Source organism: Mycobacterium sp. NGS33 (genome assembly GCF_059812885.1).
In genome coordinates, this window is record NZ_JCALDN010000002.1 from 262,068 (window position 1) to 281,687 (window position 19,620).

At 68.1% G+C, this 19,620-nt stretch carries 16 protein-coding genes, 1 pseudogene and 1 riboswitch; of the genes and pseudogenes, 8 read left to right on the plus strand and 9 right to left on the minus strand.

Translation table 11 applies throughout. The features are described from left to right. Positions 1-7: 7 nt before the first annotated feature. Positions 8-217: a hypothetical protein gene (locus AC5Y5B_RS05350; protein WP_112635622.1), complete on the plus strand. Its 210-nt coding sequence runs from the start codon at positions 8-10 to the stop codon at positions 215-217. Here the strand turns inward: AC5Y5B_RS05350 and AC5Y5B_RS05355 are convergent. Beyond that, positions 169-1,002, minus strand: coding sequence for an adenylate/guanylate cyclase domain-containing protein (locus tag AC5Y5B_RS05355; RefSeq protein ID WP_112635620.1), 834 nt, complete (start codon positions 1,000-1,002; stop codon positions 169-171). The genes AC5Y5B_RS05350 and AC5Y5B_RS05355 overlap by 49 nt on opposite strands. Positions 1,003-1,123: 121 nt before the next feature. Here AC5Y5B_RS05355 and AC5Y5B_RS05360 point away from each other — a divergent pair, with 121 nt between their 5' ends. Together AC5Y5B_RS05360 and gnd are read left to right on the plus strand one after the other, a co-directional pair. Next, positions 1,124-2,533: a glucose-6-phosphate dehydrogenase gene (locus tag AC5Y5B_RS05360; RefSeq protein ID WP_112635618.1), complete on the plus strand. Its 1,410-nt coding sequence runs from the start codon at positions 1,124-1,126 to the stop codon at positions 2,531-2,533. Positions 2,534-2,549: 16 nt separating this feature from the next. Next, complete coding sequence (gene gnd / locus AC5Y5B_RS05365) at positions 2,550-3,572, plus strand: phosphogluconate dehydrogenase (NAD(+)-dependent, decarboxylating) (protein ID WP_112635616.1); 1,023 nt, start codon at positions 2,550-2,552, stop codon at positions 3,570-3,572. Here the strand turns inward: gnd and AC5Y5B_RS05370 are convergent. Then, positions 3,569-4,432 (minus strand): alpha/beta fold hydrolase, encoded by an 864-nt coding sequence (locus AC5Y5B_RS05370; protein ID WP_112635614.1) that lies wholly within the window; start codon positions 4,430-4,432, stop codon positions 3,569-3,571. The genes gnd and AC5Y5B_RS05370 overlap by 4 nt on opposite strands. Before the next feature lie 121 nt (positions 4,433-4,553). On the opposite strand from AC5Y5B_RS05370, the gene AC5Y5B_RS05375 reads away from it, so the two are divergent. The 3 genes and pseudogenes from AC5Y5B_RS05375 to AC5Y5B_RS05385 all read left to right on the plus strand — a co-directional run bounded on the left by AC5Y5B_RS05375 (position 4,554) and on the right by AC5Y5B_RS05385 (position 7,307). Continuing rightward, positions 4,554-5,030: a VOC family protein gene (locus AC5Y5B_RS05375; protein WP_112635612.1), complete on the plus strand. Its 477-nt coding sequence runs from the start codon at positions 4,554-4,556 to the stop codon at positions 5,028-5,030. A gap of 108 nt (positions 5,031-5,138) precedes the next feature. Beyond that, positions 5,139-6,047 carry an alpha/beta fold hydrolase gene (locus tag AC5Y5B_RS05380; protein WP_112635628.1) on the plus strand — a complete coding sequence of 303 codons (909 nt, stop codon included), beginning with the start codon at positions 5,139-5,141 and terminating at the stop codon, positions 6,045-6,047. 16 nt (positions 6,048-6,063) lie between these two features. Then, a pseudogene (locus tag AC5Y5B_RS05385) lies at positions 6,064-7,307 on the plus strand (WS/DGAT domain-containing protein). Here AC5Y5B_RS05385 and AC5Y5B_RS05390 read toward each other — a convergent pair. Both AC5Y5B_RS05390 and AC5Y5B_RS05395 read right to left on the minus strand, forming a co-directional pair. Beyond that, positions 7,308-7,922, minus strand: coding sequence for a winged helix DNA-binding protein (locus AC5Y5B_RS05390; RefSeq protein WP_112635794.1), 615 nt, complete (start codon positions 7,920-7,922; stop codon positions 7,308-7,310). Next, a complete protein-coding gene (locus AC5Y5B_RS05395; RefSeq protein ID WP_112635792.1) occupies positions 7,919-9,499 on the minus strand; it encodes a pyruvate, phosphate dikinase in 1,581 nt (526 codons plus the stop codon). Before AC5Y5B_RS05395 ends, AC5Y5B_RS05390 begins: the two co-directional genes overlap by 4 nt. A gap of 212 nt (positions 9,500-9,711) precedes the next feature. On the opposite strand from AC5Y5B_RS05395, the gene AC5Y5B_RS05400 reads away from it, so the two are divergent. Beyond that, positions 9,712-10,233 carry a DoxX family protein gene (locus AC5Y5B_RS05400; RefSeq protein ID WP_112635790.1) on the plus strand — a complete coding sequence of 174 codons (522 nt, stop codon included), beginning with the start codon at positions 9,712-9,714 and terminating at the stop codon, positions 10,231-10,233. Here the strand turns inward: AC5Y5B_RS05400 and AC5Y5B_RS05405 are convergent, their stop codons facing one another. The 3 genes from AC5Y5B_RS05405 to AC5Y5B_RS05415 form a co-directional block, all read right to left on the minus strand. Further along, positions 10,234-11,592: an HNH endonuclease signature motif containing protein gene (locus AC5Y5B_RS05405; RefSeq protein ID WP_289176339.1), complete on the minus strand. Its 1,359-nt coding sequence runs from the start codon at positions 11,590-11,592 to the stop codon at positions 10,234-10,236. Positions 11,593-11,693: 101 nt separating this feature from the next. Then, on the minus strand, positions 11,694-13,058 hold the full coding sequence (locus tag AC5Y5B_RS05410; protein WP_500004210.1) for a flavin monoamine oxidase family protein: 1,365 nt from the start codon (positions 13,056-13,058) through the stop codon (positions 11,694-11,696). 185 nt (positions 13,059-13,243) lie between these two features. Further along, positions 13,244-14,257, minus strand: coding sequence for a GGDEF domain-containing protein (locus AC5Y5B_RS05415; protein ID WP_500004212.1), 1,014 nt, complete (start codon positions 14,255-14,257; stop codon positions 13,244-13,246). Positions 14,258-14,492: 235 nt separating this feature from the next. On the opposite strand from AC5Y5B_RS05415, the gene AC5Y5B_RS05420 reads away from it, so the two are divergent. Next, positions 14,493-16,226, plus strand: coding sequence for a DUF3556 domain-containing protein (locus AC5Y5B_RS05420; RefSeq protein WP_112634212.1), 1,734 nt, complete (start codon positions 14,493-14,495; stop codon positions 16,224-16,226). 68 nt (positions 16,227-16,294) lie between these two features. On the opposite strand, the gene metE is transcribed toward AC5Y5B_RS05420, so the two are convergent. Together metE and AC5Y5B_RS05430 are read right to left on the minus strand one after the other, a co-directional pair. Beyond that, positions 16,295-18,565 carry a 5-methyltetrahydropteroyltriglutamate--homocysteine S-methyltransferase gene (gene metE, locus AC5Y5B_RS05425; protein WP_112634211.1) on the minus strand — a complete coding sequence of 757 codons (2,271 nt, stop codon included), beginning with the start codon at positions 18,563-18,565 and terminating at the stop codon, positions 16,295-16,297. Positions 18,566-18,712: 147 nt separating this feature from the next. Next, positions 18,713-18,942: riboswitch (cobalamin riboswitch) on the minus strand. 13 nt (positions 18,943-18,955) lie between these two features. Then, positions 18,956-19,609 (minus strand): NAD(P)H-binding protein, encoded by a 654-nt coding sequence (locus tag AC5Y5B_RS05430; protein ID WP_500004215.1) that lies wholly within the window; start codon positions 19,607-19,609, stop codon positions 18,956-18,958. Between the last annotated feature and the right edge of the window lie 11 nt (positions 19,610-19,620).

Consider the following 19,620-nt stretch of genomic DNA (forward strand, 5'->3'; position numbering starts at 1 on the left):
TGATGCCATGCGCAATGTGTGGAAGTGGCTGGGATTGGCCGGTGCCGCCGGTGTTGTCGCCGGGGGCGTACTCGTCGTCCGCGACCAGCGCAAGCGGCGGGCCTATACCGCGGACGAGGTCCGCGATCGCCTGCACCAGCGGTTGGCCGAATACAACGGCGACGGCGTTCAGTCCGGCTCGGAATCGCCCGGGGACTCGACGGCGAACAACCGGTAGGTGCCCGAAAACCCCTTCAACTCCACATCGCGGCCGTCGTCGAACCGGATGCCGTCGGAATCGGAAAGCGCTTCTCGCACCGACTGACTCACCAAGATCTGCCCGCCCACCGCTTGCGCGGCGACGCGTGCCGCCATCGCCACGTTGCGGCCGAACAGATCGTCACCACGGCGCACCGATCGGCCCATGTGGATCCCGATCCGAACGCGAATCTCCTCGCGCCGCTTGCGTTTTGCCTCCCGGCGCAACGCGTCCTGCAGGTCGATGCCACACTGGACCGCTTCCTCGGCGCGGGCGAACGCGATCATGAATCCGTCGCCCTGGCTCTTCACCACGTGTCCGGACCGTCGCCGCACCAGATCCGAGACCAGCTTGTCGTGCGAGCTGATCAGCTTCACCCAGGCCCGGTCGCCGATCCGCTCGTTGAGCGCGGTGGACTCCTCGATGTCGGAGAACAAGATCACCACCCGCCCGTCCGGGGTGACGCGGGCAAGGTCGGGTCGCTCGACTTCGGCCCAGTCCGCGAGGTCTTCGATGCTGCTGCGCACCGCCGCGCCGAAGCCTTCCTTGCGCATCAGGTTGGCGGTGTTCCACACCCGTTTGACGGCCTCGCGGCCGCCCGACAGCAACTGGTTGCGGGCATCGGTCCGCTGGCGCAGCTCGTCAAGCTGCTGCTGACTGCGCACCAGCAACCGCCACAACACGATCAGTGCGATACCTTCGACCGCGGCGATCCCGGCGAGAACGTACACCGTGACGTGCAGCGCGTCAGCCATGCCGGTCATCCTTTCAAGGCCGCGGTCCGCCCAGGTTGTCGGCCCTATCGGCAGTGTCTAGTGTTGAGTCCGCCGGCCGCGGGTAGTGATCTCAAGGGAGCCGATCAGGTGACTTTCGGGAGGAGCGGTTTTGGCCGAGGACGACAGTAACCCATCTGACCTGCTAGTGATCTTCGGAATCACCGGTGACCTGGCGCGCAAGATGACCTTCCGGGCGCTGTACCGCCTCGAGCGCCGCCACATGCTTAACCACCCGATCGTGGGCGTGGCCAGTGACGACATCACCGTCGAACAACTGCGGGACCGGGCGCGCGACGCCATCAAGGCATCGGGGGAGCAGTTCGACGACGCCGTCTTCGATCGGCTGGCGGACCGGCTGTCCTACCTACACGGCGACGTCACCGACGCCGACCTCTACACGCAGCTCGCCAAGAAGATCCCGTCGGACTCCCATCCGCTCTACTACCTGGAAATGCCGCCCGCTTTGTTCGCGCCCATCGTGGAGAACCTGGCGAAGGCCGACCTGCTGGAACGGGCCCGGGTGGCGGTGGAAAAACCGTTCGGCCACGACCTGGACTCGGCGCGCGACCTCAACGCACGGCTGCGCGCGGTGCTCGACGAAGACCAAATCCTGCGCGTGGACCACTTTTTGGGCAAACAACCCGTCGAGGAACTGCAATACCTGCGGTTCGCGAACAACGGCCTGGCCAAGCTGTGGGATCGCGACAGCATCTCCGAGATCCACATCACCATGGCCGAGGACTTCGGGATCGAGGACCGCGGCAAGTTCTACGACGCCGTGGGCGCGCTTCGCGACGTCGTGCAAAACCACCTGCTGCAGGTGCTCGCCCTGGTCGCCATGGAGCCCCCGGTCGGCGCCGGCGCCGACGACCTGAACGACAAGAAGGCCGAGGTCTTCCGGGCGATGCCCGCCCTGGACCCGGAGCGCTGCGTGCGCGGGCAATACCGTGGCTATACCGATGTCCCCGGTGTCGCAAAGGATTCCACCACCGAGACCTATATTGCGCTGCGGACCGAGATCGACAACTGGCGGTGGGCGGGAGTGCCGATCTTCCTGCGCGCCGGAAAAGCGCTGCCGGACAAGGTCACCGAGGTCCGGATGTTTCTGCACCACGTTCCCGGGTTTTCGTTTCTGCCCAATCGCCGGCCACCCGAGTGCAACCAGATCGTGTTACGCATCGACCCCGATCCCGGGATGCGGCTGCAGTTGTCCGCACAGGCCGGCGACTCGTGGCACGACGTGCACCTGGACTCGTCGTTCGCCGAGGACCTCGGCGAACCGGTACGGCCCTACGAACGCCTGCTCTACGCCGCGTTCAACGGTGATCACCAGTTGTTCGCCCGCGAAGACGCCATCGAAGAGACGTGGCGAATCGTGCAGCCGGTGCTGGACAAGCCGGGCCGAATCCGCCACTACGACCAGGGCTCCTGGGGGCCCGAGGCCGCGCATGCGCTGCTGCGTGGTCACCACAGCTGGCAAGAGCCGTGGCTGCCGCGCAGCACGCCCAAGAAACAGTAAGGAGACTAGAGACACGATGCAGCTTGGAATGATCGGCCTCGGCCGGATGGGCGCGAACATCGTCCGCCGCGTCGTCAAGGACGGACACGAATGTGTGGTGTACGACCACAATCCCGACGCGGTCAAGGCGATGGCGGGGGAGGACAAAACCACCGGGGTGTCCTCGCTGAAAGAACTCGCCGAGAAGCTGAAGGCACCGCGGCTGGTTTGGGTGATGGTGCCGGCCGGGACCATCACCACCGGGGTGATCGAGGAGCTGGCCAAAACGCTGGACGCCGGAGACATCGTTATCGACGGCGGCAACTCCTACTACCGCGACGACATCCGCCACGCAAAGACGCTGTCGGAGAAGGGCATTCACCTACTCGACTGCGGCACCAGCGGCGGCGTGTGGGGTCGCGAGCGCGGCTACTGCCTGATGATCGGCGGCGACGACGAGGCTTTCCTGCACGCCGAGCCGATTTTCGCCAGCGTGGCACCGGGCGTCGACGCCGCGGCGCGCACACCGGGTCGCGAAGGCGAGGTCGCGCGGTCGGAGCAGGGCTACCTGCATTGCGGCCCGTCGGGTGCCGGGCACTTTGTGAAGATGGTGCACAACGGCATCGAGTACGGCATGATGGCCTCGCTCGCCGAGGGGCTGAACATCCTGCGCAACGCCGACATCGGCAAGCAGGTGCAGGAGGGCGACGCCGAAACCGCACCGCTCGAGCACCCCGAGTTCTACCAGTACGACTTCGACATTCCGGAGGTCGCCGAGGTGTGGCGCCGGGGAAGCGTGATCGGCTCCTGGTTGCTGGACCTGACGGCGATCGCGTTGCACGAATCGCCGGAACTGAAGGAGTTCTCCGGCCGAGTCTCCGACTCCGGGGAGGGTCGCTGGACCGCCATCGCAGCCATCGACGAGGGAGTGCCCTCGCCGGTGCTGACGACCGCGCTGCAGTCCCGCTTCGCCTCGCGCTCGCTCGACGACTTCGCCAACAAGGCGCTCTCGGCGATGCGCAAGCAGTTCGGGGGCCACGCCGAGAAGCCGGCGAACTAGCGGCGGTTGACGAACGCCACCACCGCGTCGCTGAACGCGTCGTTGTCGTCACCGGCCGCGGTGTGTCCGGCGTTGGACAGCTCGACAAACTCCGCGCGCGGGACGGTGGCCAGGAAGTGCCGCACACCCTCGGGGCTCACCACGTCGGACAGCTTGCCGCGGATCAGCAGGACGGGGATGGTCAGGTTCTTGGCGGCCTGCTCGAAGCTCTCGGTGCGCAGTTCGGGATCGTCGCCCGGCTTGGTCATGAACGCCGGGTCCCAGTGCCAATACCAGCGGCCGTCGCGCAGGCGCAGGTTCTTCTTCAGCCCCTCGGGGCTGCGTGGCTTGCTCCGGTAGGGCAGGTAGGCGGCGACGGCGTCGGCGGCCTGCTCCAGCGAGTCGAAGCCGTCGAGGCCGCTGAACATGAAGTCGCGGATGCGGGCGCTGCCGCCCTTTTCGAATCGGGGGACCACGTCGACGAGCACCAATCGGGTCACCTTCGCCGGTCCGGCCCGGTGCGCGGCGAGGATGCCCGTCAGGCCGCCCATGCTGGCCCCGATGATGGTGACCGGCCGGCCGATCGCGTCCAGGACCCGCATGACGTCGCCCGTCAGCGTCTCGATCTCGTAGTCGGCGTCGGGCGAGCGGGCGCTGTCTCCGTGGCCCCGCGAGTCCAGCGCCACCACGTGCAGCCCCTCATCGGCCAGCGTTTGACCGGTGTTTTTCCAGGAAAACCGGTTCTGGCCGCCCCCGTGCAGCATCAGGATGCTCGGCCGCCCGGCGCCGTCGGAGCCGCGATTCCATTCGTCGGCGACCAGATTGATCCCGCCGACGCCGGCAAACTCAACCGTCTCGGGGCTGCTGCTGACGGTGCTCATGCGATCTGACGTTACATAGGCCGGTTAAGCACTGTTGCGCGGGTGGACGACGCGGTGAGTTTTCGTCGTCGACCCGGTCTATCCATGGCAGAGACCCACGAGCCGTCAAGGAGACCCGGACATGCCATCGATCACCCCGTCGTTGTGGTTCGACAACAACCTGGAGGAAGCCGCCACGTTCTACACCTCGGTGTTCCCCAACTCCCACATCGAGGGCTTGAACCAGACCACCGACGCCGGACCGGGCGAGCCCGGGACCGTCCTGTCCGGCAGCTTCGTGCTGGACGGCACCCGGTTCATCGGGATCAACGGCGGTCCGCACTTCCACTTCAGCGAAGCGGTGTCCTTCACGGTCCACTGCAAGGACCAGGACGAGGTCGACTACTACTGGGACCGGTTGAGCGACGGCGGTGAGGAATCGCAATGCGGCTGGCTCAAGGACCGCTTCGGGCTGAGCTGGCAAATCGTCCCGGACCGGCTCTACGAACTGATCAGCGACCCGGATCGCGACCGGGCGGCGGCGGCCACCACTGCGATGTACGGGATGCGCAAGATCGTCATCGCCGAGCTGGAACGGGCGGCCGCGCTGCAACGGTGAAAACCGCTGATACAGCGATGCTTTGACGCCGTATCGACCAGGGTCGGTGCGTCGAGCGGCCACACAGGTTAGGTTGATCCCTGCGGAGACGTCGAGCAGGGAGTGAACATGGCTGAACCAGGCTGGATCGACGTGACCGGACCCGCGGGCGACCTCAAGGCCCTGACCTGGGGGCCGGAAGACGGCCCCATCGCCTTGTGCTTGCACGGCTTCCCCGACACGCCCTACGGCTGGCGCAAAGTCGCGCCGCGGCTCGCGTCGGCGGGCTGGCGGGTGGTCGCGCCTTTCATGCGTGGATACGCGCCGTCGTCGATCCCGGTCGACGGCGGCTACCAGGTCGGTGCGTTGATGGACGACGCCCTGCGGGTGCGTGAGGCCGCGGGCGGCACCGAGAACGACGTGATCATCGGCCACGACTGGGGCGCAATCGCCGGCACCGGCCTGGCCGCCATGCCCGACAGCCCCTTCGCCAAGGCCGTGATCATGTCGGTGCCACCGTCGGCGGCGTTCCGGCGGCGCGGCGGCGGCGCGGCCGAGCGGGGCCGGCTGGCCGCCCACCTGGCGCGCCAGGTCTTCCGCAGCTGGTACATCATGTACTTCCAATTGCCTTGGCTGCCTGAGCGTTCCGCCTCCTGGGTGTTGCCGCTGCTATGGCGGCGCTGGTCGCCCGGCTATCGCGCCGACGAGGATCTGCGCCACGTCGACGCGGCGATCGGGGCGCCGGAGAGCTGGCGCGCGGCGCTGGGGCCGTACCGCGCCACCATTCGCAACACCAGGCCGTCGGCGCGGTATGCCGAGCTGAACCAGTTGTGGACCGAAGAACCCGTGCTGCCGTGCCTGTACCTGCACGGCCGCGACGACGGTTGCATGACACCGGCTTTCGTGCGCTGGGCCGAGAAGGTGCTGCCGCCGGGCAGCGAGGCCGGCATCGTCGAACACGCCGGGCACTTCCTGCAGCTCGAACAACCCGACAAGGTCGCCGACCTGGTGCTCGGGTTCATCGGCTCACCCGGCTGACGCCGTGGCCCGCGCCGTGCCGGGGCACCGGATGGCCGCCGTCGATGCGCAGTTCTACTGGATGTCGGCGAAGATCCCCAACGACGAGTTCCTGCTCTACGCGTTCGACGGCGAGCCCGCCGACTACCCGCGCGCCGTCGAACGACTCCGCGGGCGGGCCACCGTCGAGCCGGCGCTGACGATCCGGGCGTGCGACCGCAGCCGGCTGCGCTATCCCCTGTGGGTGCCGGCGGCGGTCACACCCGAGCAGATGGTCCGCCACGAGCTGGGCGAGGACAGCTGGGACGGCGTGCTCGTGGCGGTCGCCGGCCTTGCCGACGACCAACTGGACATTCGCCGGATGGCTTGGCGGCTACACCTTTTCACGTCCGTGCGCGGCATTCCGGGCGTCACCGGGCGCGGGACGGTCGCGGTGCTGCAGGTCGCACACGCGCTGGCCGACGGCGCCCGTTCCGCGGCGATGGCGGCCTGGCTGTTCGGCCGGCCGGCCCCGGTGTGCCGCCGGTGCCCGCCCCACGCTCCGGTTTCCTGCCCGGGCGGGCGGTGCAGGCGGCCCGCGCTCACCGCGCGCTGGAGCGCGACATCCGGGCGGGCCGGCTGGCCGCCGGGGCCGGGTCGCGTCCGGTGCTGGCGACGAACGCGCGCCCCGACGGCGCCCGCGCGGCGCGGACATTGGTGCGGCACCGCGCGCAGCTGCCGGGCCCGACAATCACCGTCAGCGCGCTGAGCGCGATATCCCAGGCGCTCTCCAAGCTGCTTGGCGGGCAATGCGATTCGCTGGGCGCCGAGGTGCCCATGGCCAAGCCCGGCGCGCCGCGCGCGTACAACCACTTCGGCAACGTCGTGGTGGGGCTGTACCCGAAGCTCGCACGGAACGCGCGCGCCGAACGGATCGCGGCCGACCTGGCCAACGGCCGGCGCCGGTTCGAGCACCCGGCCACCCGCGCCGCCGACCGGGCGTTCGCCGCGGTGCCCGCCGGGCTGCTGCGGTGGGGCATCGGACAATTCGATGTGGGGGAACGCGCGTCGCAGGTGTCGGGCAACACCGTGGTGTCCAGCGTCAACCGCGGCGCGGCCGATCTGAGCTTCGGCGGCGCGCCGGTGGTGCTGACGGCGGGATACCCGGCGCTCTCGCCGATGATGGGGTTGACGCACGGTGTGCACGGCATCGGCGACACCATCGCGATCAGCGTGCACGCGGCGGAATCGGCCCTGCCCGATATCGATGCCTACCTGGCGCTGCTGGACGCGGCGCTCTAGTTATTGCGCGTCACCGGATCTGGCCGCCTCCTCGCGGGTGAGCCCGACGGCGCCGATCAGCTCTTCGTGCAGTTCGAACCACACCGTGTGGTACGAGTCGATCAGCGGACGGGAAAGCCAGGCGGTCTCGCCGGCCTTGACCTTGTCCAGTGCCGCACCAAGTTTCGTGGCATAGGCGCCCAGCCGGGGCAGTTGCGCGGCGGCCGCCTCGACGATCGGCATCGTGCGGGCGTGCACGCCGTCGAGCCGGGTCAATACCGCGGCGTCGTAGTCGGCGTCGTCGTGGGGGTTGGGCGGGCCGCCGGGGCCGCCTTTGAGCTGCCAATCCGTCACAAGCCTTTTGAAGTCGGCGTTGACCGCGCGAAAGTCGTTGTAGGCGGCGGCCATCGCCGCCCGATCGATGCCCTCGCGCTCCTCGGTGAGCAACGCGGCGAGTCTGTCGTTGCCGCTGCTCGTGATCCGCAGCGGCGGGCCTTCGCTGAGCAGTCCCGCCGCGGCCAACCGCTTGACGGTCGGGGTGATGGAGCCGAGGTCGACCCCTAGCGTCGCCGCCAGCTCGGCCGCACCCACCCGGCCCTTGAGCCGAACCCCTTGCAGCACCGCCAATTCCGTCATCGATCGGCTTCCGATGCCACGCGCATCGCGGTGAGCATCACGATCAGCGGGTTCACCGAAACCACGTCGGTCTGCCCGCGGTCCAGCGCGGCGCGCACGGCGGCCTCGGAGTCGTCGTCCAGCCGCGCGTGCTCGCCCGCGGCGTGGGCGCGCAGCGGGCTGAGCCGTCGTGCGATGTCGGCCAGTTCGCGCAGCTCCGGCGTATCGTCTTCCGACCATGCCGACAGGCTCAGCTTGCCTTCGCGCACTTCGCCTTCGGCGCCGTCGACGGTGATGTGCTTGCCGGCCAGCGATGCCGCGACCCCCTGGCCGCAGCCCACCACGGCGACCCGGCCCAGCTCACGGCTGACCACGGCCGCATGGCTGGACGCTCCGCCCACCTCGGTGACGATCGCCTGCGCGGCCAGCATCCCCGACACGTCTTCGGGCCGGGTGTGGTCGCGCACCAGGATCACCGGCTCGCCGCGATCGGCGGCCCGCAGCGCCTCGTCGACATCGGTGTAGGCCGTTCCCGAGGCCACTCCCGGGCAGGCCGGCAAGCCCTTGGCCAAAAGCGGTGCCGCCAACCGTATTTCGGGCTGCAGCGCCGGCTGGAGCAGGGCCCGCACGTGCGCGGGCGTCACCCGGCGCAGCGTCTCCGCATCATCGATGAGTCCCTCGCGCCGCAATTCCAGCGCCGAGCGCACCGCCGCCTGCGCCGAGCGCTCAGCCGATCGTGTCTGCAGCAGCCACAGCTTGCCGTCCTCGACGGTGAATTCGATCTCCTGGATGTCGGCATCAAGCCGCTCGAGGCGGCGGGCGGCGGCCATCAGCTCGTCATAGACGGCCGGCTGCTCGTCACGCAACGCGACGATCGGCTCGACGTCGACCGATCCCGAGACCACGTCGTCGCCTTGGCCGCCGGGCAGCCATTCACCGAACGGTTCGTTGTCGCCGGAAATCGGGTTGCGCGAAAAGAACGCGCCGGCACCGGAATTGGGGCCAAGGTTGCCGAACACCATGGCCTGCACGACGACGGCGGTGCCGTGCCGATCGTCGATGCCGTAGTGGGCGCGGTAGGCGACCGCGCGCGGCGAATTCCACGAGGCGAACACCGCCTCGATGCCCGCACGCAACTGCGCGTACGGATCGGCGGGCACCGATTCTTGTTCGCCGACCCCGACGATGCGCCGATACATCTGGGCGAACCGCCGCCGGGTGTCGCGGGCGAACTCCCGGTTCCCGGTGGCGGCCAACGCCTGCTCGACGGCGTCGTTGATGCCGAGGTCCAGGATGGTGTCCATCATGCCCGGCATGGACTGGGTGGCTCCCGAGCGCACGCTGACCAACAGGGGCCGCGGGCCGCGCCCGAACGTGCGCGAGGTCTGCGCCTCGAGCCAGCGCATCCGGTCGAGCACGTCGTCCCAGATGGCATCCATGGTCGCTACCGGGTCGGCGAGATAGCGCAGCCCCACCGCGGTGGTGATGCAGAACGCCGGCGGCACCGGCAGATCCTGGCGGCGCATCGCCTCGATGCCGTGGCCCTTGTTGCCCAGCAGCTCCCGCGGGTGGCTCGATCCGCCGTCCAGCAACACCACGGAGTGCTCGATGGACGGGACCTCTCGCCTGCTTGACGCGTGGGCGCCGCCTCGCGCGGTACGAGCCGTGGTGCACCCCCTTTGTGGTGTAGCGACTGATCGGGCCGACGTCGGAACGCCCGCTATGTTCCCACACGGACCAGCGGATTAAGCGACGTAGCTGCTCGGCGGCTCTTGTCTTGCCACCCCGCCCATGATCTAGGTTTACAGTTATGACTTCATATGACACGTTCCATGACGTCGGAGTACTGATCCTGCGGCTGGTGTTGGGCGTGACGTTGGCCGCGCACGGCTACAACAAGTTCTTCGGCGGCGGCCGCATCCCGGGCACCGCACGCTGGTTCGAGAGCATCGGCATGAAGCCCGGAAAGTTCCATGCCACCGTGGCGGCGACCACCGAGATGGCCGCCGGCCTCGGCCTGGCCGCCGGTTTTCTGACCCCGATCCCGGCGGCGGGCTTCGTCTCCCTGATGCTGGTCGCGGCCTGGACCGTGCACCGGGCCAACGGCTTCTTCATCGTCAAGGAGGGCTGGGAGTACAACCTGGTGCTGGCGGTCAGCGCGGTCGTCGTGGCCACCCTGGGCGCGGGCAAGTACAGCCTGGACTACCTGGTCTTCGGGAAGAACTGGATGGACGGCTGGCAGGGCCTGGTGATCTCGGCGGGACTGGGTCTGGCGGGTGCCATCGGCCAGCTGGCGATTTTCTACCGGCCGCCGGCCAAGCAAGCCGGGTGATCAGGGGTCATCGACGTCTTCGGCGAGGACGCTTTCGGGGTGGTGGAAGGTGTTGGTGCGGGGTTGGCCGTGGTCGAGGTGTGGTGGTGGGATCCATTCGGTGTCGCCGTGGGTGTTTGTGCGGGTGGTCCAGCCTTGGTCGAGGAGGCGGTGGTGGGGTCCGCAGGCCAGGGTGAGTTGGTCGATGTCGGTGCGGTGAGTGTGGGCCCAGTCGGTGACGTGGTGGACCTCGCAGTAATAGCCGGACACGTCGCAGCCGGGATGCGAACACCCGCGATCCTTGGCGTACAAGACTATTCGCTGCCCGGGTGAGGCCAGCCGTTTGGTGTGATACAGCGCCAGGGCCTTGCCCTTGTCGAAGATCGCCAGGTAGTGGCGGGCATGGCGGCTCAGGCGGATCACGTCCGACATCGGCAACATGGTGCCGCCACCGGTCAAACCCCTCCCCGCCGCGGTTTCGAGCTCGCCAAGGGTGGTGGTCACGATGATGCTGGCCGGTAATCCGTTGTGCTGACCCAACTCCCCGCTGGCCAGCATCGCGCGCAGGGCGGCGTTGAGGCCGTCGTGGTTGCGCTGGGCCGCACTGCGCGTGTCGCGCTGCATCGCGTCTTCGGTGGGTGAAGCGTCAACGACGGGGTGTTCGTCGTCGGGGTTGGCCATGCCGGGGGCCGCGAGTTTGGCCAGCACCGCCTCGAGGGTGGCGCGGGCTTCCGGTGTCAGCCAGCCGCTGAGCCGCGACATGCCGTCGGTCTGCTGGTGGCCGAGCGTCAGTGCGCGCAGGCGGGCGCGGTCGGTGTCGGTGTAGGTGCCGTCGGGGTTGAGGCAGTCCATCAGGCGCCGGGCCAGTGTGGCGAGCTGGTCGGGGCGGAATTGGGTGGCGTTGGTGGCTAGTTGCTGTTCGGCGTGCGTACAGGTGTCGAGGTCGACGGACTCGGGCAGCTGGTGAAAGAACCGTCGGATCACCCCCACGTGGTCGGCCCCGATGGCTCCGGTGCGCTGGGCTGCCGCGGTGGCGGGCAGCAGCGGCGCTAGCGGCTCACCGGTCAGCGCGCGGCGCGGGCCCAGCTCGGCGGCGGCGGCGATGCGCCGGCCGGCCTCCGCGCGGGTGATGTGCAGCCGATCGGCCAACGCCCAGGACAGCTTGCCGCCCAGCTCGGCAGGATCGGCTTGCTGGCCAATCTGATTGATGAGCTGGTGGCCGAGAGCCTGCATGCGGCGCGCCTCGCGTTCGAGCGTGTCCAGCAGCCCCAGCCGCTCGGGAGTGGTCAACGCCTCGTATGAATGGTCCTGGAAGCGGGAGATGGCGGCGCGCAACGCCTCGACATCGTCCCGAAGCCCCTCGCCATCAATCGAACGCATGTTCGAATACTATGCCCCGACACCGACAAGAAAGGCCACTCCGAAACCACTGAAACAGAAGAGGCGCAAGTGATTTGGCCGCGCGACCGCGCTGATGTCCGCTACGCGACCGCCGCGGATTCGGCTTCGGCCACCTCGGCCGCGGCCCGCTCGCCGGAGCGAATCGCGCCGTCGATCCAGCCGCACATGATCGTCGAGCTTTCGGTGCCGGCCCAATGGATGCGGCCGCACGGTTCGCGCAAGGTGTAGCCGTATTCGGTCAGCACGCCGGTGGGGGCGTGGCCGATCATCCCGCCGCCGGAGTAGCGGTCCACGGTCCAGTTCTGCTCGTGGAATTCGGTTGGTGCCTTTGCCTTTTCGCCGAATCGGTCCACGAGTTCGCCGATGACCAGCGCTCTGCGCCCGGTCTCGTCGAGCTGGGTCAGGCGGCGCGCCGCCGGTCCTTCGGTGATGACGCACATGATTCCGGGCGTCCCGGTGTCGGTGCATGCGTCGATGGTGAGGGTGGCCGGGGACCCCGGCGCGGCGGACTGGCCGGAGAATCCGTCGGCGCGCCAGAACGGCTCGTCGTAGATGAGCGAGGTCTTGATGACCGCGCCGCTCGGCATGCGCTGGTGCAGAAAGGCCCGATCCACCGGGAGCATCGGCTCGTAGTGGATCGAGGTGGCGATGGCCAGCGGGATCGCGACGATGACCCGGCGGGCCCGCACCGTCAGGTCGCTCGCGCTGACCGTCACACCGTCGGCGTCCTGGGCGATGTGGCGCACCGGCTGGGAGAGGTGCAGCGCGTCACCCAGCGCGGCCACCATCGGGCGGTGCAGGGCGCCCATCCCCCCGACCGGGCGCGCGTCCTGGGACCCGCCCTTGCCCGAAATCGCGAACGTGAGCCCGCCGGCCGACGCCGTCTGCAGCAGCCCCCACAGCAGCGACGTCTCGGACGCGGCCGAGGTGTACAGGCCGGCGAAGGCCATGTCCAGCATCTCGGCGGCCTCGGAGGACAGGGAATTCTTTTCGATCCATTGCCCGATGCTGATGCGGTCCCACTCCTGGGCCTTCTTGGCCTCCCACGGGGCCTCGCGCGGAATCGCCTTGCACATCTTCTCGATGGTGGCCAGACCGATCCCGAGGTTGGCGACCGCCCACGGGCTCACGGTCCACGGGATGGTGCCGCCGTATCGGTGTTTCTTGCCCCCGACGATCATCATCGCGTCGCCGTCGTTGTGCTGCTTGTACTCCGGAACGCCGAACTCGTTCATCAGCGCATGGATTGCGTCCTGGCCCGGACCGATCCAGGCGCCGCCGCGATCGATCCACGCGCCGTCGGGCCGCGTCTCGGTGAAGGTCCGGCCACCGACCCGGTCACGCGCCTCCAGCAATGCCACCGAATGGCCCGCCTGTTGGAGCCGCAAAGCGGCCGTCAAACCCGCGAATCCCGCTCCGACCACGCAATAATCGACCTCAGACACGGTTGGCTCCTCAACCTCGCCCACCCCAGCAGCAAACTACACCGAGGCGGAGTCGGAAGTAGCGTGTTCACCGGTATTTCTCAAGCGTTCAAAGCCGTTGATCGATGACTGGAACTCGGTGCGCAAGTCGAGGCGCGATGCGGCCGGTGGTAGCAAAGCCTTTGTCGCGCTTGGCGGTTAGCCGGTCAAAGGTGATGTGCCTGATTGCCACCGCGGCGTTTGGCGGTGTACATCGCGCTGTCGGCGGCGTCGATGAGCTTCTCAACGAGTCCGAGGACGTCGAATGTGCCCATCGGCGGCAGTTCGGCAGTGGCAGTACCGATGCTGGCTGTTAGTCCCTGGGGAAGTGCGGCGATGGCGGCGCCCAAGCGCGTCGAGACCAGCTCGGCGTTCGGCGATCGGCTGGTTGCGGCCAGGAGGAACTCTTCGCCGCCGGCGCGGCACAGCACCGATGTCGATGACGCGTGCTGCCGCAGCACGCCGGCGACAGCGATCAGCGCTCGGTCCCCGGCGGCGTGACCGAAGGTGTCGTTAATGCGTTTGAACGCATCGAGGTCGATCATGGTCATGGTCAGGTGGGCATCGTCGGCGCCCGCCTCGGCGAGTCGTCGGGTGAGAGCGGTGATGAACCCTCGCCGGTTGAACAGCCCGGTCAGCGAGTCTTGATCGGCGCGCTGCGCGTAGGTCCCCATTGCCCGTGACATCCCTCGCATGCCCAGGGGGAACGACAGGTTGAGCATTGTGATCACCCAAAACGCGGCGATGCCTGTTCCCATGTCGCTCTCATGAGCCAGGTGCACGGCGGCGGCGACGGAGACAGCGATCGCCAGGACGACGTCGAACACCAGAAGTCTATTGCTGTGGAAAAGGGCGACATACCCGCTATTCGTGGCCATTGCGCAGCAGCCGACCGCGGCCAGGGCGGCCGTCGACTGGGTCAGGCTCCACCCAGCAATGCACGTCGCGGCGGCAACGCCGACGATCTCCGATTGGACGCGGGTCGGCCAGCGCGTCAACCAGTAGACGCCTGCCGCAACGACGAACACCGCTGCGGTCGCGTTGATAAGCACCACCTCGCCAGTGGGGTGACGTGTGCTGAGCAACGTGGTCAGTGGCACAAGGGCCGACATGGAGGCGATGACAGCTAGCGTCGACTGTGCCGCGCGAAGCAATCCGCGCTCGCGCAGGATCGCCGTCATCCAGTCGAACTGATCGGGCCGACCCAGCCACGACTTGAACCCAGGCACGCTAACACCTCCTCGCTGGACATAGCTCAGCACCAAACCGCTGTCGGCGGACCGAATGTGCCAAATCTGCGGACCCCTCGGGGTACGGACGCCGGCCCGCGACCCGCTTTGCATCACACCGCGAAAGCCGCATTTCGTCCCAAGGTTGCGGCACGCACGCCTAGAACACGTTCTAGTCTGTGGAACCATGGGATTTCTGAAGCCCGAGCTGCCGCAGCTCGACATGGCCGAATGGAACAAAGGCACCCGCAGCGAGAAGATCCGGCCGATGGCCAAGCACTGGGCCGAGGTGGGTTTCGGCACGCCGGTGGTGCTCCACCTGTTCTATGTCGTCAAAATCCTGCTCTACATCCTGGGCGCGTGGCTGTTCGCGTCGGCCACCGACGGTCTCGGCGGGTTCACGCGCGTCGCGTCGTGGTGGTCGGAGCCGATCGTGTTCGAGAAGGTCGTGCTCTACACGATGCTGTTCGAGGTGATCGGGCTGGGATGCGGCTTCGGGCCGTTGAACAACCGGTTCTTCCCGCCGATGGGCTCGATCCTGTACTGGATGCGCTTCGGCACCATTCGGCTGCCACCGTGGCCGGATCGCGTCCCGCTCACCAGCGGCACCAAGCGCAAGCCGGTCGACGTCGCGCTCTACGGACTGTTCCTGGTGTTCACGTTCGCGGCGCTGTTCGCCGACGGCACCGGGCCGATGCCCGAATTGGGCACCAGCATCGGATTGCTGCCCGCATGGAAGATCGTGTTGATCCTGTTGCTGCTGGCGGTCGTTGGTCTGCGCGACAAGGTGATTTTCCTGGCCGCGCGCGGTGAGGTCTACGCGACCATGGCGGTGACGTTCCTTTTCGGCGCGCCCGACATGATCGTCGGGTCCAAGGTGGTCTTCCTGGTGATCTGGATCGGGGCCGCGACATCCAAACTCAACAAACACTTTCCATTCGTGATCTCCACGATGATGTCGAACAACCCGCTGGTGCGGCCCCGCTGGCTGAAGCGGCGCTTCTTCGAGAACTTCCCGGACGACCTGCGGCCCGGCCGCCTGTCACGCTGGCTGGCGCACCTGAGCACCGCCATCGAGATGCTGGTGCCGTTACCGCTGTTCTTCTGTCACGGCGGCTGGCCGGTGACGGTCGCCGCGATCGTGATGGTGTGTTTCCACTTGGGAATCCTCGTCTCGATCCCGATGGGCGTGCCGCTGGAGTGGAACGTCTTCATGATCTTCGGCGTGCTGTCGTTGTTCGTCGCGCACACCCACATCGGGCTGCGGCAGCTGCGGCACCCGGTGGTGGTCGCGGTCCTGTTCGTCGTCATCGCCGGAATCGTGCTGTTGGGCAACATGTTTCCGCGCAAGATCTCGTTCTTGCCCGGGATGCGTTACTACGCCGGCAACTGGGACACCACACTGTGGTGCATCAAACCCTCGGCCAGCGACAAGATCAGCCGGGGCATCGTGGCGATCGCCAGCATGCCGCAGGCTCAGCTGGAGCGGTTCTACGGCAGCCCCGAGGCGGCGCAGATCCCGATCTATATGGGATATGCGTTCCGCGGCTTCAACACTCACGGCCGGGCGCTGTTCACCCTGGCGCATCGGGCCATGGCCGGCCAGAACGAGGACGACTACGTCATCACCGACGGGGAGCGGATCTGCAGCACCGCGATCGGCTGGAACTTCGGCGACGGCCACATGCACAACGAGCAACTCATCGCCGCCCTGCAGGAGCGCTGCCACTTCGAGCCCGGCGAGGTCCGCGTGGTTCTGCTTGACGCGCAACCGATTCACCAGCAGACGCAGGCATACCGGTTGGTCGACGCCGCGACCGGTGAATTCGAGCGCGGAATCGTCCGGGTCGCCGACATGGTCGTGCGCCAGCCGTGGGCCGACGACGTTCCGGTGCAGGTGGTTTCGGAGCAGCCGGAGTAGGTCCGCGAGCGTAAGCCCACTGCGAAATAATCGGCCGCAAATCACAGTGGGCTTACGCTCGCGAAACCCTAAGCGTCTGCCCGCACCTCGTGCGCGGCGGCGACCATGTTCTTCAGCGACGCGCTGACCTCGTCGGGGTTGCGCGTCTTCAGCCCGCAGTCGGGGTTGACCCACAGCCGCTCGGCCGGCACCGCCCGCAGCGCCGCCCGCAGCGACTCGGCCATCTCGTTCGTGCTCGGCACCCGCGGCGAGTGGATGTCGTAGACGCCCGGACCCACGCTGTTGGAGAAGCCGATCGAGTTCAAATCGTCGAGCACCTCCATGCGCGAGCGGGCCGCCTCGAGCGATGTGACGTCGGCGTCCAGGTCGGCGATGGCCCCGATCACCTCACCGAATTCCGAGTAGCACAGGTGGGTGTGGATCTGCGTGGAGTCCGCGACGCCGGAGGTGGCCAAGCGGAAAGACCCCACGGCCCAACGCAAATAGGCCTCCTGGTCGGCGCGACGCAGCGGCAGCAGCTCGCGCAGCGCCGGCTCGTCGACCTGGATGATGGCGATGCCGGCCGCCTGCAGGTCCACGGTCTCGTCGCGAATGGCCAGCGCCACCTGGTTGGCCGTGTCCGCCAGCGGCTGGTCGTCGCGGACGAACGACCACGCCAGGATCGTCACCGGACCCGTCAGCATGCCCTTGACCGGTTTGTCGGTCAGCGACTGCGCGTACTTGGCCCATTCGACCGTCATCTGGTGCCGGCGGATCACGTCGCCGAAGAGCACCGGCGGGCGCACGCAGCGGCTGCCGTAGGACTGCACCCACCCGTTCTTGGTCGCGAAGAAGCCGTCCAGCTGCTCGGCGAAATACTGCACCATGTCGTTGCGCTCCGGCTCGCCGTGCACCAGCACGTCGATGCCGAGGTCCTCCTGCAGCCTGATCACGTCGGCGATCTCCTGCTTCATCCGCCGCCGATACTCGGCTTCGTCGATCTCGCCGGCGACCAAAGCGGCGCGCGCCTTACGGATCTCGCCGGTCTGCGGGAAGGACCCGATCGTCGTGGTCGGCAACGGCGGCAGGTGCAAGCGCGCCTCCTGGCTGGCGCGGCGCTGCGCCGCATCACCCCGCTGTGAACCCGACGCGACGATCGAATCGATGCGGGTCCGGAGATCGTCGTCGTGCAGCCGCGGATCCTCGTTGCGGGAGGCGACGGCGGCGTCGGAGGCCGCGATCTCGTCGGCGACCGCGTCGCGGCCCTCGTTCAGGGCGCGGGCCAGCGTCACCACCTCGGCGACCTTCTCCTGCCCGAACGCCAGCCAGCTGCGCAGCGCGTCGTCCAGCCCGGTCTCCGGCTCCAGCGAATACGGCACGTGCAGCGTCGAGCAGGACGTCGAGACCGCCACGTGCGCCGCCGAACTCGACACCGTCACCAGCTTGCCCAGGGCCGCCCCAAGGTCGGTGCGCCAGATGTTGCGTCCGTCCACCACACCGGCGACCAGCGTCTTGCCGGCGAGCTCGGGCACCGCCGCCACCGCGGTGTCGGCTCCGTAGACCAGATCGACGCCGATCGCCTCGACGGGCGTGCGGGCGAGCGCCCCCAACGAGTCACCCGGGTCGCCGAAGTAGGTGGCGACGTAGATGGCGGGACGGTTGCTGGCCTTGCCCAGCGCGTTGTACACCGCCTCGGCCAGTGCCGGCGCGTCGGGGGAGATGTCGGTGACCAGTACCGGCTCGTCGAGCTGCACCCACTGCGCGCCATTGTCGGCCAGCAGCGAGAGCAGCTCTGAATAGATCGGCATCAGCTCCTGCAGCCGCTCGATGGGGGCGCGCCCGCCGTCGACCGCCTTGCTCAGCAGCAGGAACGTGATCGGGCCGATGACCACCGGACGCGCCGGAACGTTCTGTCCCAGAGCCTCTTTCAGCTCCGAAATCACCTTGTCCGGGTTCAGCGAGAACGTAGTCGAGGGCCCGATCTCGGGAACGATGTAGTGGTAGTTCGTGTCGAACCACTTGGTCATCTCCAGCGGCGCGACGTCTTGGTTGCCGCGCGCCGCGGCGAAGTAGCGATCCAGGTCGTCGGCAACCTGCGCGGCCCGGGCCGGCAACGCACCGAGCATCACCGCGGTGTCGAGCACTTGGTCGTAGTAGGAGAAGGTGTTGACCGGCACCGAGTCCAGCCCGGCGTCGGCCAGGTGTTTCCAGGTGTTGCGCCGCAGGGTGGCGGCCACCTGTTCCAACTCGGCGCGGCTGGTGCGGCCGGCCCAATAGCCTTCCGTCGCGCGCTTGAGTTCGCGTTTGGGGCCAATGCGGGGCGAGCCGACAACCGTGGCGGTGAATGCTTGAGGGGTCACGATATTCGTCCTTCAATCGACGTGGTGGTCATCGCCGGCGGACGTGCAGCCGATCCGTTAGCGGTGCGTACCCGGGTACCAACCGCAACGGCTGCAGCCTAACGCCCATTCCTCGAGGCGATGAGCCGCCGGACGCGGCGCGCCCGGCACAGCTGGCAGGTCTCCGGACTCGCAGGCGCGCACTTCGCTGGTGCTCCTAATGGCCGTCGCTTCCCAGTCTTGCGACCAGTGCTTGCCAAAAACTCTGACGGCGGTCGTTCCTGCATACCGTTGCGGGACAGTCCCGGATTCTCACCGGGTTCCCTCTCGCGAAGCGTTACTAACGTTGCCTCGCTCGATGCCGGCGCCACTTGTGTGGCGACGGCAGACCAGCTGCGAAATGGAGTGTAGTCAGCCCGCCAGCGCCTGCGCGATCGGGAGCGCGGTTGCGTCGTCGCCGTTGTTGAATTCGATGGTCCGCCGGATGGTCGAATCGTCGGCGAGCGCGGCGGCGGCGACCAGCGCGACGTCGGCGCGGGACACCTCACCCGTGCCGCGCCCGACGACGATCCTGCCGGTGGCCGGTTCCAGCGTGAGCCGGCCCGGACCCAGCACCGTCCAGTCCAGGTCGCTGTCGCGCAGGTGGGCATCGGCGGCGGCCTTGGCTTCGGCGTACGGGAAGAACGAATTGTCTTGGGAAACACCGTGGTCGGGGCCGGCGCCGAAGTAGGAGACCATCACGAACCGCTTGACGCCCGCCTGTCCGGCGGCGTCGATCACCCGGATCGCCGCGTCGCGGTCGACGGCGTAGGTCCGCGCCGCGTCGCCGCCGCCCGCGCCGGCGGAGAAGACGACCGCGTCGTGCCCGCCCACCAGATCGGCCAGCGCGTCGGTGTCGAGCCGCTCGATGTCGGCCACGACCGGCGTCGCGCCGGTGGCAGCCACATCGTCGGAGTGGTCGGGGTTGCGGAAGACCGAGGTCACCCGGTCGCCGCGCTGGGTCAGGGCGCGGGCCAGCTGCAGCGCGACCTTGCCGTGCCCGCCGAAGACGATGATGCGTGCCATGCGTCCGACGG

Excerpts from the sequence above, each read along its gene's own strand:
- AC5Y5B_RS05350 (WP_112635622.1), top strand. The coding sequence starts at position 8 with ATGCGCAATGTGTGGAAGTGGCTGGGATTGGCCGGTGCCGCCGGTGTT.
- AC5Y5B_RS05355 (WP_112635620.1), bottom strand. The coding sequence starts at position 1,002 with ATGACCGGCATGGCTGACGCGCTGCACGTCACGGTGTACGTTCTCGCC.
- gnd (WP_112635616.1), top strand. The coding sequence starts at position 2,550 with ATGCAGCTTGGAATGATCGGCCTCGGCCGGATGGGCGCGAACATCGTC.
- AC5Y5B_RS05370 (WP_112635614.1), bottom strand. The coding sequence starts at position 4,432 with ATGAGCACCGTCAGCAGCAGCCCCGAGACGGTTGAGTTTGCCGGCGTC.
- AC5Y5B_RS05375 (WP_112635612.1), top strand. The coding sequence starts at position 4,554 with ATGCCATCGATCACCCCGTCGTTGTGGTTCGACAACAACCTGGAGGAA.
- AC5Y5B_RS05380 (WP_112635628.1), top strand. The coding sequence starts at position 5,139 with ATGGCTGAACCAGGCTGGATCGACGTGACCGGACCCGCGGGCGACCTC.
- AC5Y5B_RS05390 (WP_112635794.1), bottom strand. The coding sequence starts at position 7,922 with ATGACGGAATTGGCGGTGCTGCAAGGGGTTCGGCTCAAGGGCCGGGTG.
- AC5Y5B_RS05400 (WP_112635790.1), top strand. The coding sequence starts at position 9,712 with ATGACTTCATATGACACGTTCCATGACGTCGGAGTACTGATCCTGCGG.
- AC5Y5B_RS05405 (WP_289176339.1), bottom strand. The coding sequence starts at position 11,592 with ATGCGTTCGATTGATGGCGAGGGGCTTCGGGACGATGTCGAGGCGTTG.
- AC5Y5B_RS05415 (WP_500004212.1), bottom strand. The coding sequence starts at position 14,257 with ATGACGGCGATCCTGCGCGAGCGCGGATTGCTTCGCGCGGCACAGTCG.
- AC5Y5B_RS05420 (WP_112634212.1), top strand. The coding sequence starts at position 14,493 with ATGGGATTTCTGAAGCCCGAGCTGCCGCAGCTCGACATGGCCGAATGG.
- AC5Y5B_RS05430 (WP_500004215.1), bottom strand. The coding sequence starts at position 19,609 with ATGGCACGCATCATCGTCTTCGGCGGGCACGGCAAGGTCGCGCTGCAG.